The 13,103-nt window shown below is 35.1% G+C and carries 17 protein-coding genes and 1 pseudogene; 11 read left to right on the top strand and 7 right to left on the bottom strand.

Going from position 1 to position 13,103, the window contains the following annotated elements; translation table 11 throughout:
• Positions 1-85 precede the first annotated feature (85 nt).
• On the top strand, positions 86-397 hold the full coding sequence (trxA, locus tag FC77_RS00090; protein WP_056969405.1) for a thioredoxin: 312 nt from the start codon (positions 86-88) through the stop codon (positions 395-397).
• Between the two features lie 62 nt (positions 398-459).
• Here the strand turns inward: trxA and mscL are convergent, their stop codons facing one another.
• Both mscL and FC77_RS00080 read right to left on the bottom strand, forming a co-directional pair.
• On the bottom strand, positions 460-831 hold the full coding sequence (gene mscL / locus FC77_RS00085) for a large-conductance mechanosensitive channel protein MscL (protein ID WP_054681140.1): 372 nt from the start codon (positions 829-831) through the stop codon (positions 460-462).
• 61 nt (positions 832-892) lie between these two features.
• Complete coding sequence (locus FC77_RS00080) at positions 893-1,315, bottom strand: YslB family protein (RefSeq protein ID WP_151443575.1); 423 nt, start codon at positions 1,313-1,315, stop codon at positions 893-895.
• A gap of 76 nt (positions 1,316-1,391) precedes the next feature.
• On the opposite strand from FC77_RS00080, the gene murI reads away from it, so the two are divergent.
• Both murI and FC77_RS00070 read left to right on the top strand, forming a co-directional pair.
• Positions 1,392-2,201 (top strand): glutamate racemase, encoded by an 810-nt coding sequence (gene murI, locus FC77_RS00075; RefSeq protein WP_056969403.1) that lies wholly within the window; start codon positions 1,392-1,394, stop codon positions 2,199-2,201.
• Positions 2,194-2,811, top strand: coding sequence for an XTP/dITP diphosphatase (locus FC77_RS00070; protein ID WP_056969401.1), 618 nt, complete (start codon positions 2,194-2,196; stop codon positions 2,809-2,811). Before murI ends, FC77_RS00070 begins: the two co-directional genes overlap by 8 nt.
• 39 nt (positions 2,812-2,850) lie before the next feature.
• Here the strand turns inward: FC77_RS00070 and FC77_RS00065 are convergent, their stop codons facing one another.
• The gene (locus FC77_RS00065; protein WP_056969399.1) at positions 2,851-3,711 is read right to left on the bottom strand and encodes a mechanosensitive ion channel family protein; all 861 of its coding nucleotides are present in this window, start codon (positions 3,709-3,711) and stop codon (positions 2,851-2,853) included.
• 110 nt (positions 3,712-3,821) lie between these two features.
• Between FC77_RS00065 and FC77_RS00060 the strand changes: the two genes are divergently transcribed.
• Both FC77_RS00060 and FC77_RS00055 read left to right on the top strand, forming a co-directional pair.
• Positions 3,822-4,253 carry a DUF948 domain-containing protein gene (locus FC77_RS00060; protein WP_054681134.1) on the top strand — a complete coding sequence of 144 codons (432 nt, stop codon included), beginning with the start codon at positions 3,822-3,824 and terminating at the stop codon, positions 4,251-4,253.
• Between the two features lie 20 nt (positions 4,254-4,273).
• A complete protein-coding gene (locus FC77_RS00055; RefSeq protein WP_056969397.1) occupies positions 4,274-4,639 on the top strand; it encodes a hypothetical protein in 366 nt (121 codons plus the stop codon).
• A gap of 72 nt (positions 4,640-4,711) precedes the next feature.
• Here the strand turns inward: FC77_RS00055 and FC77_RS00050 are convergent, their stop codons facing one another.
• Complete coding sequence (locus FC77_RS00050; RefSeq protein ID WP_054681132.1) at positions 4,712-5,818, bottom strand: M24 family metallopeptidase; 1,107 nt, start codon at positions 5,816-5,818, stop codon at positions 4,712-4,714.
• Between the two features lie 152 nt (positions 5,819-5,970).
• On the opposite strand from FC77_RS00050, the gene FC77_RS00045 reads away from it, so the two are divergent.
• Complete coding sequence (locus FC77_RS00045; protein ID WP_056969395.1) at positions 5,971-6,972, top strand: substrate-binding domain-containing protein; 1,002 nt, start codon at positions 5,971-5,973, stop codon at positions 6,970-6,972.
• Positions 6,973-7,078: 106 nt separating this feature from the next.
• On the opposite strand, the pseudogene FC77_RS00040 reads toward FC77_RS00045, so the two are convergent.
• A pseudogene (locus tag FC77_RS00040) lies at positions 7,079-7,519 on the bottom strand (glycerophosphodiester phosphodiesterase); the annotation flags it as partial.
• A gap of 87 nt (positions 7,520-7,606) precedes the next feature.
• Here FC77_RS00040 and FC77_RS00035 point away from each other — a divergent pair.
• The 5 genes from FC77_RS00035 to FC77_RS00015 are packed head-to-tail and all read left to right on the top strand — an operon-like array spanning position 7,607 to position 11,320.
• Positions 7,607-7,939 (top strand): hypothetical protein, encoded by a 333-nt coding sequence (locus tag FC77_RS00035; protein ID WP_054681131.1) that lies wholly within the window; start codon positions 7,607-7,609, stop codon positions 7,937-7,939.
• Between the two features lie 16 nt (positions 7,940-7,955).
• Complete coding sequence (locus FC77_RS00030) at positions 7,956-9,350, top strand: bifunctional metallophosphatase/5'-nucleotidase (protein ID WP_056969390.1); 1,395 nt, start codon at positions 7,956-7,958, stop codon at positions 9,348-9,350.
• Positions 9,334-9,945: a YutD family protein gene (locus FC77_RS00025; RefSeq protein WP_056969388.1), complete on the top strand. Its 612-nt coding sequence runs from the start codon at positions 9,334-9,336 to the stop codon at positions 9,943-9,945. Before FC77_RS00030 ends, FC77_RS00025 begins: the two co-directional genes overlap by 17 nt.
• Positions 9,945-10,715 (top strand): TIGR01457 family HAD-type hydrolase, encoded by a 771-nt coding sequence (locus tag FC77_RS00020; RefSeq protein WP_054681128.1) that lies wholly within the window; start codon positions 9,945-9,947, stop codon positions 10,713-10,715. Before FC77_RS00025 ends, FC77_RS00020 begins: the two co-directional genes overlap by 1 nt.
• Positions 10,712-11,320, top strand: coding sequence for a TIGR01906 family membrane protein (locus FC77_RS00015; protein WP_056969386.1), 609 nt, complete (start codon positions 10,712-10,714; stop codon positions 11,318-11,320). The genes FC77_RS00020 and FC77_RS00015 overlap by 4 nt, the downstream gene beginning before the upstream one ends.
• A gap of 13 nt (positions 11,321-11,333) precedes the next feature.
• Here FC77_RS00015 and FC77_RS00010 read toward each other — a convergent pair whose 3' ends face one another.
• Both FC77_RS00010 and FC77_RS00005 read right to left on the bottom strand, forming a co-directional pair.
• Positions 11,334-11,984: a VTT domain-containing protein gene (locus tag FC77_RS00010; protein WP_054681126.1), complete on the bottom strand. Its 651-nt coding sequence runs from the start codon at positions 11,982-11,984 to the stop codon at positions 11,334-11,336.
• Positions 11,985-11,992: 8 nt separating this feature from the next.
• Positions 11,993-12,976, bottom strand: coding sequence for an NAD(P)/FAD-dependent oxidoreductase (locus tag FC77_RS00005; RefSeq protein WP_082621099.1), 984 nt, complete (start codon positions 12,974-12,976; stop codon positions 11,993-11,995).
• Between the last annotated feature and the right edge of the window lie 127 nt (positions 12,977-13,103).

Genomic DNA, 13,103 nt, shown 5'->3' with positions numbered 1-13,103 from the left:
TTTACTTGTAAAAAGTAAGTAGCTTTGCTATTATAAAATTATAAAAAGATATAAATCTTTTATTTTTGATTGAGAGGTAAAAATCATGGTTGACGCAATCACAGATAAAAACTTTGATGAAGAAACAAAAAATGGCGTTGTCTTAACTGACTTTTGGGCTACTTGGTGTGGTCCATGTAAGATGCAATCACCCGTAGTGGATGAACTTGCAAAGGAACGTCAGGACGTTAAGTTTACTAAAATGGATGTTGATCAAAATCAAGACACAGCAAAGGCTTTAGGAATAATGGCTATTCCAACTTTACTGGTAAAGAAAGATGGTAAGATCGTTGATCGCATTACTGGTTATACACCTAAAGCTAAACTTGACCAAATTTTAAATCAATATACCGATTAGTAAATAATTAGGTAAATTAAAAGACTTCTTGCAATTGCAAGAAGTCTTTTTTCTTAAGTGTCTTAAGCATCTTTTTCTTTGAGTAGATCGCGAATTTCTTTTAAGTAATCTTCAGCGGTTGGTGCTGCCGGTTTTTCTTTCTTTTCGCGTTTAGTGACTTTATTGATTGCTTTGACAATAAGGAAAACGATGAAAGAAATAATTAAAAAGTTGATGATGGCATTAATAAAACTGCCATATTTGAAAGTTGCACTGCCGACTTTTACGACTAAATTAGAAAGATCGATTTGGCCGATGAATAAACCAAGCAGCGGGTTAATAATATTGGTGACAAGAGAATTCACAATCGACGTGAAAGCACCACCGATAATGACCCCAACGGCCAAGTCAATCACATTGCCACGTGCTATAAATTCTTTGAATTCCTTTAACATCCCATATTTCTCCTGTTCTTTTTAAAGTAATAACAGTGGGAGTATACAAAAAATGTGGCACCTAGTCAAAGCGTGCGACAATTTGTACTTTCTTTTCTTTGTCTAAGATTGTAATCTCACTCTCAGTGGCTTTGCCTATTCCTTTTTGAACGGCTTCGGCGATCATTCCACCTTCGATTGAAAATTCTCGGCTGTCACTGTTTAGGCGGTCGGTTACGGTTTGCCCACTTAATTCAAAGGTGATTGATGTTCTCCTCTCCTTAACTTTTGTTAAAGTCCCGAATTCCGCAGTATTAAAGAAACTAACTATGTCATCGAAAGAAGACAAGTCATAGTGTCGAGAGATTCTTTTCCCAGCCCAATAGAGAATAGTTGCGTCATCGTCTCCTAGAATAGTTGGCAGGAGAAAATCACGGTAGAGTTGGTTAATAAAATATACGTGTTCGTTAATGTGCTTATTATTCTTTTGCATAAAATTGTTCATCCCTTTTATTCTTTATTATTTTACCGTAAACTAGTAGAAGTAGAAAATAATTTTTTCTTTAGGAAGTGCTTTTAATATGGATAATCGTCCTATTGGTCTTTTAGATTCCGGTGTTGGCGGCTTGACGGTCGTCAAAAAAGTTATTCAAAAATTACCGAATGAATCGACCGTATTCATTGGTGACAACGCACATATCCCGTATGGTGATAAAACCAACGAAGAGGTTATTGCGTTAACTCGGCGCAGTGTTAAGTTTTTATTAAATAAAAATGTTAAGTTAATAATTTTTGCATGTAACACCGCCACAGCTGCTGCGATGGATGTTATTCAGGATGAAATCAAACCACAAATTATTGGTGTGATTCAATCTGGTAGTTTAGCTGCAGCAAGAACAACTAAAAATAAGAAAGTTGCTGTGGTTGCAACTAACGTAACGGTTGCTTCGCACGCATACAAAAAAGAAATAAGATTTCGTGATCCAAATATTCAGGTAACAGAATTAGCTGCACCTAAATTAGTGCCACTAGTTGAAAATGGAGCTGATTATGAAAGCTGCTTAAAAGCGGTGCAAGAATCATTACTTTCACTAAAAGGCAAAGATTTTGATACCTTAGTTTTGGGCTGTACCCATTATCCAATTATTCGCAAAGAATTTGCTGAAACAGTTAATAAAAATGTGCAAATTGTTGATCCTGCTGATCAAGTCGCTCAATATACATTCAATGTGATGCGTCGTGACGGGTTGTTTAGTGATGATTCTGTTAAACCTGTTCATGCCTATTACACTACTGGGGATGAAAAGAAGGTTGATAAGTTGGGACGTTCATTTTTGAATGACCCATCTTTTATTGCTAAGCATATTGATTCGGAGAAAGATAATGGTTAAGGAACTTTTATTTGCAACTACCAATCGTGGTAAGGCGAAGGAATTAAAAGAAGCTTTCAAACAGGCCGGTATTAACATTGATATTAAAACCGATGCTGATTTAAATAATCCTCCTGAAGTTGCTGAATATGGCCGCACTTTTGAAAAAAATGCTGAATTGAAGGCACATGAAATGGCCCGATTTAGTGGATTTTTAACCGTCGCTGATGATTCTGGCTTGATGGTTGATAAATTAAATGGTGAACCAGGTGTGCGTTCAGCTCGTTATGCAGGAGACCATAATGATGCCAAAAATAATGCAAAGCTTTTGGCTGAACTGGGTGGTGTTCCACTTAAAGAAAGAACTGCTAAATTTAATACAACAATTATAGTTTCAATGCCGGGCCATTTTGATAAAGATTTAATCGTTAACGGTCAGTGTTCAGGTTTGATTTTAGCTGCACCGCGTGGAGAAGATGGATTTGGCTATGACCCATTATTTTATATTCCTGAACAGGATAAAACTTTTGCGCAGATGACCACTGATGAAAAAAATAAAATTTCTCATCGTGGAAAGGCGGTTCGAAAGTTAATTAAAGAATTACCTGGTTGGTTAAAGCAATTTAATTAAAAATAAGCAAAACTTTGAGTTAGTAATCAAACTACTTGCTCAAAGTTTTTTTATTTTAGAATCATTAAATTTGTTTATGTTTGTTGTGTTAGCAAATACAATATTATTTTCTTGTAGGATTTGGATATAACTTGTGAGGTAGAGATTGCGGATAGAGCCTTCTTTACCAGGATTAACCTGAAAGTGAACGGAAAAAGTGACTGCTTTGTCGGTTTGCTTTGTTATGCCAGTAATAGACGGTCCACTGACAATAGCATTCTTCTCTGGTTGAATTATAGAATTTGTTCTTTTGATTAGGTTATTTACCTCTTCAAAATTATTGTTGGCATCTAGTTCAAGGTCGATATTGAGGGCAATACCACCGTGAGCCAGATTCTGGACAACCGAAATATTACGGTTGGGGATGTAGATAATCGATCCGTCTGTACCCTTTAATCTTGTAGTTCTTAGCCCCAACTGAATAACCGTACCTATTTGTTGGTTGATTTGGACAACGTCACCCACGTCGAATTGATCCTCACTGAGAATAAAGAAGCCGTTGACAAGGTCACTAACAAAACCTTGGGCTCCCATACCTATAGCTAGGGAAAAGATCCCAGCACTGGCCAGGAGTGTCCCAATGGGGATGCCTAAAATAGAGAGAACGCCGAATAGGTAAAAGAAAATAACGGTATATTGAAAGATACTGTTAATCAGCGCCGTAATTGTACGTGATCTTTTACTGTGCGGCCTTCTCTTGCTTTTTAGATAATGATTAAGTATTTTTTTACCAAAATGAGAAATAAGGTAAAATACTATGGTAGTGATAACTAGTTGCCACAAAATTGATAATAAATTTTCGCTAATTTTATCCCAATTAATTTCGACAGCTTTTTTATTTATATGTAGTGCTGGTTGCATTTTATTCACCTTTCTTACATGTATTTTACTATATCAGAAGATTATATATAGATTGAGATAAAAGTATTTTCATGCTAAACTTTTTTTAGATGTAGAATTGGAGGTAAAAGATGGTAATTTCTTATGGTGCACTTGCAGGTTTAATTGCTGCGGTTGCATTTCTAATTTTAGTACTCTTTACAATTCCGATGCTTGTACACACGTCAAAGGTTATTAAAGAAACCGATAAGACGGTACAAACTGCTAATGAATCAGTTCAAAAGATATCCAAAGATCTAAATGGTTTGATGGGTCAAACAGGTGATTTATTAGATAAAACTAACACGTTGTTAGCAGATGTTAATGGTAAAATGAAAACATTAGATCCAGTAGTGAAGGCTGCAGCTGATCTTGGAGAAAGTGTTTCTGATGTGAATACTTCATCAAGAAAAATGGCTAAGCGCTTTAGCAGTGCTCATATTAGGCATGCTGGTATAATTTCTTCAATGCTGGCATCTGCATCATCATTAGCTAGACGCAAGCGTCGCAAGGGTGAGGATTAATAAAGGAGGATTATTTCATTATGAGTAAATTTACAAGTTTCTTAGTTGGTACTGTTGTTGGTGCTGCAGCTGGTTTTGTTGCCGGTTCATTATTAGTTAGTGATGAACAGCTTGAAGATTTAAAAAAGAAAGTTAAAGATAACGATACCATTCAGGATTTAAAGAAAAAATATGATAATGGTACCGAAGTAGTTAAAAATCAATTATCTACATCTGCTAAAAATGTAGAAGATGATTCAGAGTTAAAAGACTTTGATGACATTGTTATTGATGATTCAAAGAATGATGATGTTGCAAAAGATGATAATGCACAAAAATCAGTTGATGATTTAAACAATGCTGAAAAGAATGATGATACTTCTGTTGATCCAGATTCAGAAGCCTAAGCATTAGATTAATAAAATAAAATGCACCTTGAGTGATTTAATCCTCAAGGTGCATTTTTGTTTCTTGTTAAATTAATCTTTTAATGGTAAAGTTCTCAGCTTTTTATCAGTATGAGTAAAGGGTTCAAAACCATCTTTGGTTACAACACCGCAATCTTCAATTCTAACACCTGCAAATCCTGGTATATAGATACCCGGTTCAATGGAAAAACACATTCCTTCTTGAAGTATTAAGTGATTTCCTTGCACTATTGACGGAAATTCATGTGCTTCTTTGCCAATGCCATGCCCTAAACGGTGAATGAAGTATTTTCCGTATCCAGCCTTTTTGATGATATTACGGGCTACGCTATCTAATTCTTCCGCTGTCATGCCAGGTCTAGCAGCGTCAACTGCCTTTTGTTGGGCTTTACGGACAACTTCATAGATTTCTTTTTGCTTATCATTAAGTTGACCATATGCGACCGTTCTGCTAGAATCTGATGCATATCCGTTATGCATTGTGCCTAAATCGAATAAAATAAGTTCGTTAGGCTTAACTTGGTTCATTGTTGGACCAAGATGGGGATTAGCAGCATTGGCACCAGCTTGGACAATAGTTTCGAAGCTTTCGTGCATTACTCCTTTTTGCAATTTTAATTGGTAATCGATTTGACCGGCAATATTTCTTTCTGTTACACCCGTTTTAATTGCATTAAATGCAATTTGAAAGGCAAAGTCGGCTTCTGCTCCAGCAGCCTTTAATTCTTTTATTTCTGCTGGCGTTTTATAAAGTCGAATTTTTTGTATAAATGGGGAGACATCACTAGAAAAGTTAGAGTCAGGGAACTCATTATGTAAATTTTGGTAATGTGCAACTGATAGATTGTTCTTTTCTATTGCCCATTTTTGGTACTCATTACTTCTCTTGCGGATATTTTCGGCGATAATTTGCCATGGATTCTCTGAATCCAAATAGCCGTAAACATCGCCGTCCCATTTGGAATTCTTTGCTTCTTCTACATTAAGGGCTGGTACAAAAATGAAAGGATCCTTGTCTTTGAAAACAATTAAACTGAAAATTCTTTCATGTGGGTCCATTGAATAACCAGTGAAATAAGAAATAGTTGTTGGATTTGAAATGTAAGCTAAGTCGTTGTTAGAAGCTTGTAACCATTGCTGTAATTTATCTAGATTCATATATAATCCTTTCATATAAATAGATTTTAGTAAGCAAATTATAGCATGTTTTAAGTCTGAAAAAAATGAAAGAATAACTGTAAGCGCTTGCAAATTATTGCAAAGCATGTTAAATTTTATATTGAATATTTTTTAGAATTGGGGAATCAAAGATGCATAAACAAGAAGTAACTATTTATGATGTTGCTCGTGAAGCTAAAGTTTCAATGGCTACGGTTTCACGAGTTGTAAATGGGAATAATAATGTACGGAAAGAAACACGCGATCGGGTAATGAAGGTCATTAACCGTTTGCACTACCAACCAAATGCTGTGGCACAAGGACTTGCTTCTAAAAGGACTACCACAGTAGGGTTGATTGTGCCTGATCTGACTAATCTATACTTTGCGGAATTATCAAAGGGAATTGATGATATTGCGCTTCTGTATAAATACAATATTATTATGACCAGCATAGAAAATCGTTTGATGAAAGAAGATCAAGCGATTCAGAGTTTACTTAACAAACAGGTTGATGGTGTAATTTATATGTCTAACCGTTTGCCTAGAGAGGCTGCAGACGCTTTTAAGCGGACAGATACCCCGGTCGTTTTAGCTGGCACAAAGGATAATAGAGAAGAATTCCCGTCTGTCACTATTGATTATAAGAAAGCCGATACTGAGGCTTTCAATTTAATGTATAACGATGGAAAAAAGAACTTAGCGTTAGTAATCGGTGATCCTAAAGCCGTGGTTAACGATGAAAATAGGATTCCGGCATACAAGCAATTCATGAAAGAACATAATTTAGGTGCTGGGCATGTTTATACTGGCATCAAGGACCATTCAGATGGCTATAATATCTATTCACAACTTGTGAAAGATGGAATCGATGGTGTCGTTGTAACGCGTGATATTACTGCCGTTGGTATTTTAAATTCAGCGATGGATGCTGGTAAGAAGATCCCAGAAGATTTAGAAATAGTAACGGCTAGTGCTACCCAAATTGCTTCCGTAGTTTGCCCAGCTTTAACTGCAATTAGACAACCACTGTATGATATGGGGGCTGTTGCAATGAGAATGTTGACTAAACTCATGAATAGTGAAAAAGTCGATAATATCCATATGGAATTACCGTATGAATTGTTAAAGAAGCAGAGTACTTTAAATCATTAATTTTTATGGCTCTGTGTCAATCGCTGGTGATAGAAAATTTAAAACAAGACTAAATTAATGAATAAAGGTTTAGTAAAGGAAGCCCTTAAGCTGCACAGCTTAAGGATTTTTCTTTGTAAACCGCATCTTTCTCTTCCAACTCATAAGAAGGATCTAAACTATGATCAATTTTTGTTTCTAAGACGAATTTTGTATTTGGCCTATTTTTATAATGTTCAAATAATTGGTCGAGTGACATAACATGTTCCCCGTTGTCATACTTTAGCTGATTGAGCGATTGAAAAGTATTTTGTGATACAATTGCAGGTGTATGAGTGACTCGTGAAAGGTCCTCGTCATGTGAGATAACTAAGACCCCATCTTCAGATAAATGAAGATCCAGTTCAACATAATCAGCACCGGAATCGAAAGCAGAGTTGTCACTCTGAATAGTTTCTTCAGGGTATTTGGTAGGATCGCCCCGGTGGCCGACTACGGTAAAACCGCTAGTTGTTAAAAAGATTAAGCTTAAAAAAAGAGCCAAAAGAAGATGGCTTTTAAATTTCATGTGTACACCTCTATCGCATAATACAATAGCATGGTTGTACATTTTTTCTATATATTCCAAATTTTTATTTCATTTAGGTGTGATTTAATGAGCGATAAATACGAAGCGTTAGATTTAATTGAAGAAATTACCCGCAACGATGGCAGTAAGTACTTTGAAATTTCTAATATTGATCAAAATGGGATTGCTGAACTCGCGGTTAACCATGGAATGATCAAAAATGTTAAAATTTTACAATTGAATATACCGCGTACCCAAGCTTTATTGACGTATGAAAAGTATATTAATGAGAATTATGACCTTGAAACCCTAACTAATGAGGATGATTGGAAACACCCTAAGTGGGTTGAATGGAAGAAACCTAAAGGAAAAGTTTTAGATGCTTACCACATGATTCTTAAATCCAATCGGATAGGTTAGAAAGCAGAAAGTATAAATGGAAACAATTCGAATTTTACATACAAATGACCTTCATTCACATTTCGAACATTTCCCTAAAATAGGGCGCTATCTTAAAAAAGCACAAGCCGATAAATCTGTAGATCAAGTTTATACTTTTGATGCGGGTGATTTTATGGATCGTTCACACCCGCTTACAGATGCTACAAAAGGCCAAGCTAATGTTAAGTTAATGAATAATTTTAACTACGATGCGGTTACGATTGGAAATAATGAAGGAATTTCTAATTCACATGAAGTTTTAGAACACTTATTTGACCACGCAAATTTTCCAGTGATTTTAGCGAATTTACGTGAGGAAGATGGCTCTATGCCTAAATGGGCCATCAAGGATAAAATTATTAATACCAAAAAGGGTACACGAATTGCCTTAATTGGATTAACAGCCGCTTATCCTATGTCTTATGGGCCTAATCACTGGCATATTATGATGTTAAAAGAAACAATGGATGATTTATTACCCAAATTAAAGGGCAAATACGATGTTTTGATTATGATTACGCATATTGGTTTAAATATGGATCGTTGGCTAGCTAAGAATTATCCTGGAATTGATCTAATCATCGGGGGTCATAGTCATGATTTGCTTAAAAAGGGTGAAGAAGATAATGGCGTCTGGATTACCCAAACAGGTAAATGGGGCAACTATGTTGGTGATATTAAACTTGAAATAAATGATCAACACTGTGTACAAAAAATTAGCCCTACAACTGTTCCTACGGCTTCTATGCCGGCTAAGTCGGGGGATAACGCCATCATTCAAGGTTACCGTGATAAGGGTAAGGAATTATTAAAAGCCCATAAAGTTGCTGATTTACCTGAGAAGTTTGCGGATGATAAGGAAGCTGCAATCCAGGCTTCCTTGGACGCAATTGCTGATTTTGCTGGGACTGATATTGCTATGCTCAGTTCAGGTTTGTTTTTAGTACCTTTTAAGAAAAGAATCTTGACTAAGTATGATTTGCAAAAAGCATTGCCACATTCAATGCATGTAGTGCGTTCTACCTTAAAGGGTAGTGATCTGTGGCGTTTAGTTATGGAAATTGAAAAAAATCGGCATTATCTAGATCATTTTCCCTTAAAAGGTATGAGTTTCAGAGGGAAAATATTTGGACAGATGTATTATAAAGGAATTAAATTTGATCCGCGTACACGAATTGTGTATGTTAATGGCAAAGAAATTGATCCTAATAGGGAATATCAGATAGCTGGATTAGACCATTATATTTTGGTACCATTTTTCCCCACTTTAGCAATTGTGGGTGAAAATAAATTTTTATTTCCGCAATTCTTACGTGAAGTCGTAGGTAATTACTTAGCTAAAAAGTATCCGGTGAACGCAAGAAGTGAATCAAATGACACAAAATACTAAAAATAAAGACTTAAAGGATAAAAAAGAACCTTCTGCTGATAAGAAGGAAAATCGATTTCAAAAAGAGCAACCTATTAGACATCCATTGGCTAAAGTTGTCCAAGATGATGATCAATTAAAAATTAATGACCAATTATATAAAATTTTAGTTAATAAAAATGATGCAATTGATGTAGAAACTTTACGTAAAAAATATGATCCTTACTTGGACCAATATGATTTTTTAGTAGGTGATATTTCTAGTGATCACTTGCGTTTAAAAGGCTTTTATAAGGATATTGTGCGCACAGCAATTGATCGCAAAGAACAGGCAATTGCGGATTATTTAACTGAATATTGTAATCCTGGTGGAGCCTATTTTGTTTTGCAATTACTTAGTCCAGAACATCATTACACCGCGCATACACGTAAAGGACGTGAACATACACGTGGACGTCGCAGGCAATATTCTAGAAGAAAAAGCAATTACAATAATAATTTTAAAAAGCGTAAAGTTCATAAAACTAGGTTTAAAAAGAAAAAGACAGTTGCAGTTAAAAAAGAACAGGGACATCATCATTCCTTTGTAATTAAGAAAAGAAAGGGCGGTAATTAGTGAAAGATTACAGCTTATTTTTAATAGACCTTGACGGCACTATTTATCGTGGAAAAGATACTGTTGAGTCTGGAGTTAGGTTTGTTCACCGCCTCGATAAGGCTAATAAAAATTACTTATTTTTAACTAATAACACGACAAGAACACCGCAAATGGTGGTAGATAAATTGCACGGCCATGGTGTAGATACAGATATTGCTCATATCTATACACCAAGTATGGCAACAGCAAGTTATATTCTTGAAAAATCTCATAAAAAGAAGATTGGTATTTATATTATTGGCCAGATAGGATTATGGCGTGAACTGTTAAAACACCCGGAGTTTGAGTTAAATGAAAAGAATCCAGATTACGTTATTGTTGGTATGGATACAGATTTAACTTATCACAAGGTTCGAGTTGCAACTTATGCAATTCGTCATGGTGCGACTTTTATTGGTACTAATGCCGATATGAACCTGCCAACGGAGGATGAATTAATTCCTGGTAATGGTTCCCAATGTGTTATGATCGCCGCTGCTAGTGGCCAAAAACCGCTGTATATTGGTAAACCAGAATCAATTATAGTCAATATGGCTTTAGCTAAAGTAGGTTATACTAAATCTAAATCAGTTTTAGTTGGCGATAATTATGATACAGATATTAAGGCTGGATTTAATAGCCAGGTTGATCAGCTACTTGTATTAACTGGTGTAACTAAAGCAAAGGATATAAAAGGGAAAAGGCAGCCAACTATTTTGGTTAATAATTTGGATGAATTTGAGTTATGAGTAAAAGAAATAACGTTTTTGCTATTATTTATCATTTTATTTTTGCACTTACAAGTAGTGTAGTTGGTGCAATTATTGCTAGTTGGCCATTGCTTGCCGTATTTATTTTAGTTCAGAAGACTAACGAAACGGTTAACATGTCATTGCCCAAAATTATGCATAATTATAACCAGCTAATGTGGTACTTGGTATGGCCATTTAAAAAGAAATTGAAGATGGATAACTTTCCAACTTCTAGCATGGCAGCACAACATTTTGCTGACGTGAAAAAGTTGCTTGTTTTGGCTATCATTGCATTTCTTTGCTGTTTTATTATTTATCTTGTTGCAAAAAGACAAAAAAATAAGAAATTATTAAAATTAGATAAAACATGGGCTTTACTATTTTTACTGTTACCAATAGCAATATTACCGTTTGCTTTAACTAATTTTGATAGTTTCTTTGTTGTATTTCATCATTTGCTTTTTACTAATAGCGATTGGTTGTTTAATCCGGACACTGATCCTATAATTAATGTTTTGACAGAAGGCTTTTTTGCATCCTGTTTTGCAGTAGCTGGTATTATTTACGAATTGTATTTTGCTGAGAAATTATTACAGCGTTAAAAAAGGAATCCCATTAATGGGATTCCTTTTTAGTTTCTATATGCTTTTTCAAAGCAACAATAGCAATTGGAACAACTGATATAAAGATTATAGCTACAATTATAATGGCAAAGTGATCTTTTATAAGAGGGATGTTACCAAAATAAAATCCAATTATAGAGAAAAGCCCTGTCCACAGTAATCCACCGACAATGTTGTACGTAATGAATTTTCCATAATGCATTTTGCTGCTTCCAGAAATAAATGGAACAAATGTCCTGATGAAAGGAACAAACCTTCCAACAACAATGGTAATTGGACCATGCCGTTCAAAGAATCTTTCTGCAGCTAATCTGTTCTTTTGGTTAATCAGTTTATTAAACCAGGCGTGTTTTTCACCCGCTCTGGTAAACCAAGCCCCGATTTCATAATTGACACTATCACCAAGGATAGCGGCAATCGAAACGACTAGATAAATTAGCCAAATGTTTAATTGGTAACGCGGATTAGCTGCCATTGCACTAGCAACGAAGATTAATGAATCTCCTGGCAATAATGGGAAAATAACCATTCCTGTTTCAATAAAGATGATTGCGAAGAGAATTAAGTAGGTCCAGTTGCCAAATTGATTTACAATTGTGACTAAGTGGCCATCAATGTGAAGAATGAAGTCGATTATAGCCATGTTTTCTCCTAAATACTGGTTGAATGGATTGTTAACGTTTTTTCTGGGAAAAGTTTGCGCATAATTGCATTAATTGCAATTTGTGCTTCACCAAAACCTAAACCAATTAAAGGAACGCGGTCTTCGTAATCAATAGCATCGCCTATTGCATAAATTCCGGGGACATTAGTATTCATTTCAGGGCCGACAGTAATATGGGTTCCCTTGAGATTGACTCTCCAATTTCGTACAAAGCGATTATCAGCTCGAAAACCATAAGCAACTATAATTTGGTCAAATTTTTGGTAATTAATTTCTGATGAACCAGTTTCCTTAAGTTCAACAGTAAGCTGATTATCCGATAAAGATATCTTTTTGGGAAGATAAGGAGTTAAAATTTCAACATTTTTTAATTTTTTTAACTTATTGACGTTAGATTCTAGTCCACGAAATTCTTTTCGCCTGTGAATTAATTTGACTTGGCTTCGGTTGGCTAATTCGACTGCCCAATCGAGAGCAGAATCACCTCCACCAAAGACACCCACTGTTTGATTTGCATATTTATTTGGATCATTTATATAGTAGTGAACCTTTTTTTCAATTTCCTGATTCATTTTTAGAGGAAATTTTTTTGGCTTAAAAGAACCTGTCCCTGTGGCAATAATGACAGTTTTAGTTAAAAATTCATTATCAATATGAAAACCATCATCCAATTTTTCAATTTTATTGACCCGGTGATTTAATTTAATTGTGCTTTTATTTAAAATATTGTTTTTGAGACGTTTAATTAATTCGGTACCGGTAATTGTGTTAAAAACTGGTATATCAAGGATTTTTTTAAATGGGTAAAGTAATTCGGGTTGACCACCAACAGTTGCTAGTGAGTCGAATATAATAGTTTTTAAGCCGTGTAAGTGTGCAAAATTGGCAGTAAATAAGCCAACTGGACCGGCACCTATGATAGCTAAATCAAATTTTTTAATAATAAAAAACTCCCTTCTAAATACTAATATACCAACTTTAACACGAATTTATGTAATAGGCATTTTTAAAATTTATAATGAAAAGCACTTGCAAAAGGGCGGTAAAGTTGGTAATATAATTAACTGTCGCCGGTGAGGCTAAGGAGTTAACCAAGCA

The organism is Lactobacillus acetotolerans DSM 20749 = JCM 3825, assembly GCF_001436775.1.
Lineage (GTDB): Bacteria > Bacillota > Bacilli > Lactobacillales > Lactobacillaceae > Lactobacillus > Lactobacillus acetotolerans.
The sequence above is the reverse complement of the archived record's forward strand: the minus strand, read 5'-3'. Positions and strand labels throughout refer to the sequence as shown.

What these genes read in the sequence shown, in the direction of transcription:
- trxA (WP_056969405.1), top strand. Translation starts at nt 86, where the DNA reads ATGGTTGACGCAATCACAGATAAAAACTTTGATGAAGAAACAAAAAAT.
- mscL (WP_054681140.1), bottom strand. Translation starts at nt 831, where the DNA reads ATGTTAAAGGAATTCAAAGAATTTATAGCACGTGGCAATGTGATTGAC.
- FC77_RS00080 (WP_151443575.1), bottom strand. Translation starts at nt 1,315, where the DNA reads ATGAACAATTTTATGCAAAAGAATAATAAGCACATTAACGAACACGTA.
- murI (WP_056969403.1), top strand. Translation starts at nt 1,392, where the DNA reads ATGGATAATCGTCCTATTGGTCTTTTAGATTCCGGTGTTGGCGGCTTG.
- FC77_RS00070 (WP_056969401.1), top strand. Translation starts at nt 2,194, where the DNA reads ATGGTTAAGGAACTTTTATTTGCAACTACCAATCGTGGTAAGGCGAAG.
- FC77_RS00065 (WP_056969399.1), bottom strand. Translation starts at nt 3,711, where the DNA reads ATGCAACCAGCACTACATATAAATAAAAAAGCTGTCGAAATTAATTGG.
- FC77_RS00060 (WP_054681134.1), top strand. Translation starts at nt 3,822, where the DNA reads ATGGTAATTTCTTATGGTGCACTTGCAGGTTTAATTGCTGCGGTTGCA.
- FC77_RS00055 (WP_056969397.1), top strand. Translation starts at nt 4,274, where the DNA reads ATGAGTAAATTTACAAGTTTCTTAGTTGGTACTGTTGTTGGTGCTGCA.
- FC77_RS00050 (WP_054681132.1), bottom strand. Translation starts at nt 5,818, where the DNA reads ATGAATCTAGATAAATTACAGCAATGGTTACAAGCTTCTAACAACGAC.
- FC77_RS00045 (WP_056969395.1), top strand. Translation starts at nt 5,971, where the DNA reads ATGCATAAACAAGAAGTAACTATTTATGATGTTGCTCGTGAAGCTAAA.
- FC77_RS00035 (WP_054681131.1), top strand. Translation starts at nt 7,607, where the DNA reads ATGAGCGATAAATACGAAGCGTTAGATTTAATTGAAGAAATTACCCGC.
- FC77_RS00030 (WP_056969390.1), top strand. Translation starts at nt 7,956, where the DNA reads ATGGAAACAATTCGAATTTTACATACAAATGACCTTCATTCACATTTC.
- FC77_RS00025 (WP_056969388.1), top strand. Translation starts at nt 9,334, where the DNA reads ATGACACAAAATACTAAAAATAAAGACTTAAAGGATAAAAAAGAACCT.
- FC77_RS00015 (WP_056969386.1), top strand. Translation starts at nt 10,712, where the DNA reads ATGAGTAAAAGAAATAACGTTTTTGCTATTATTTATCATTTTATTTTT.
- FC77_RS00010 (WP_054681126.1), bottom strand. Translation starts at nt 11,984, where the DNA reads ATGGCTATAATCGACTTCATTCTTCACATTGATGGCCACTTAGTCACA.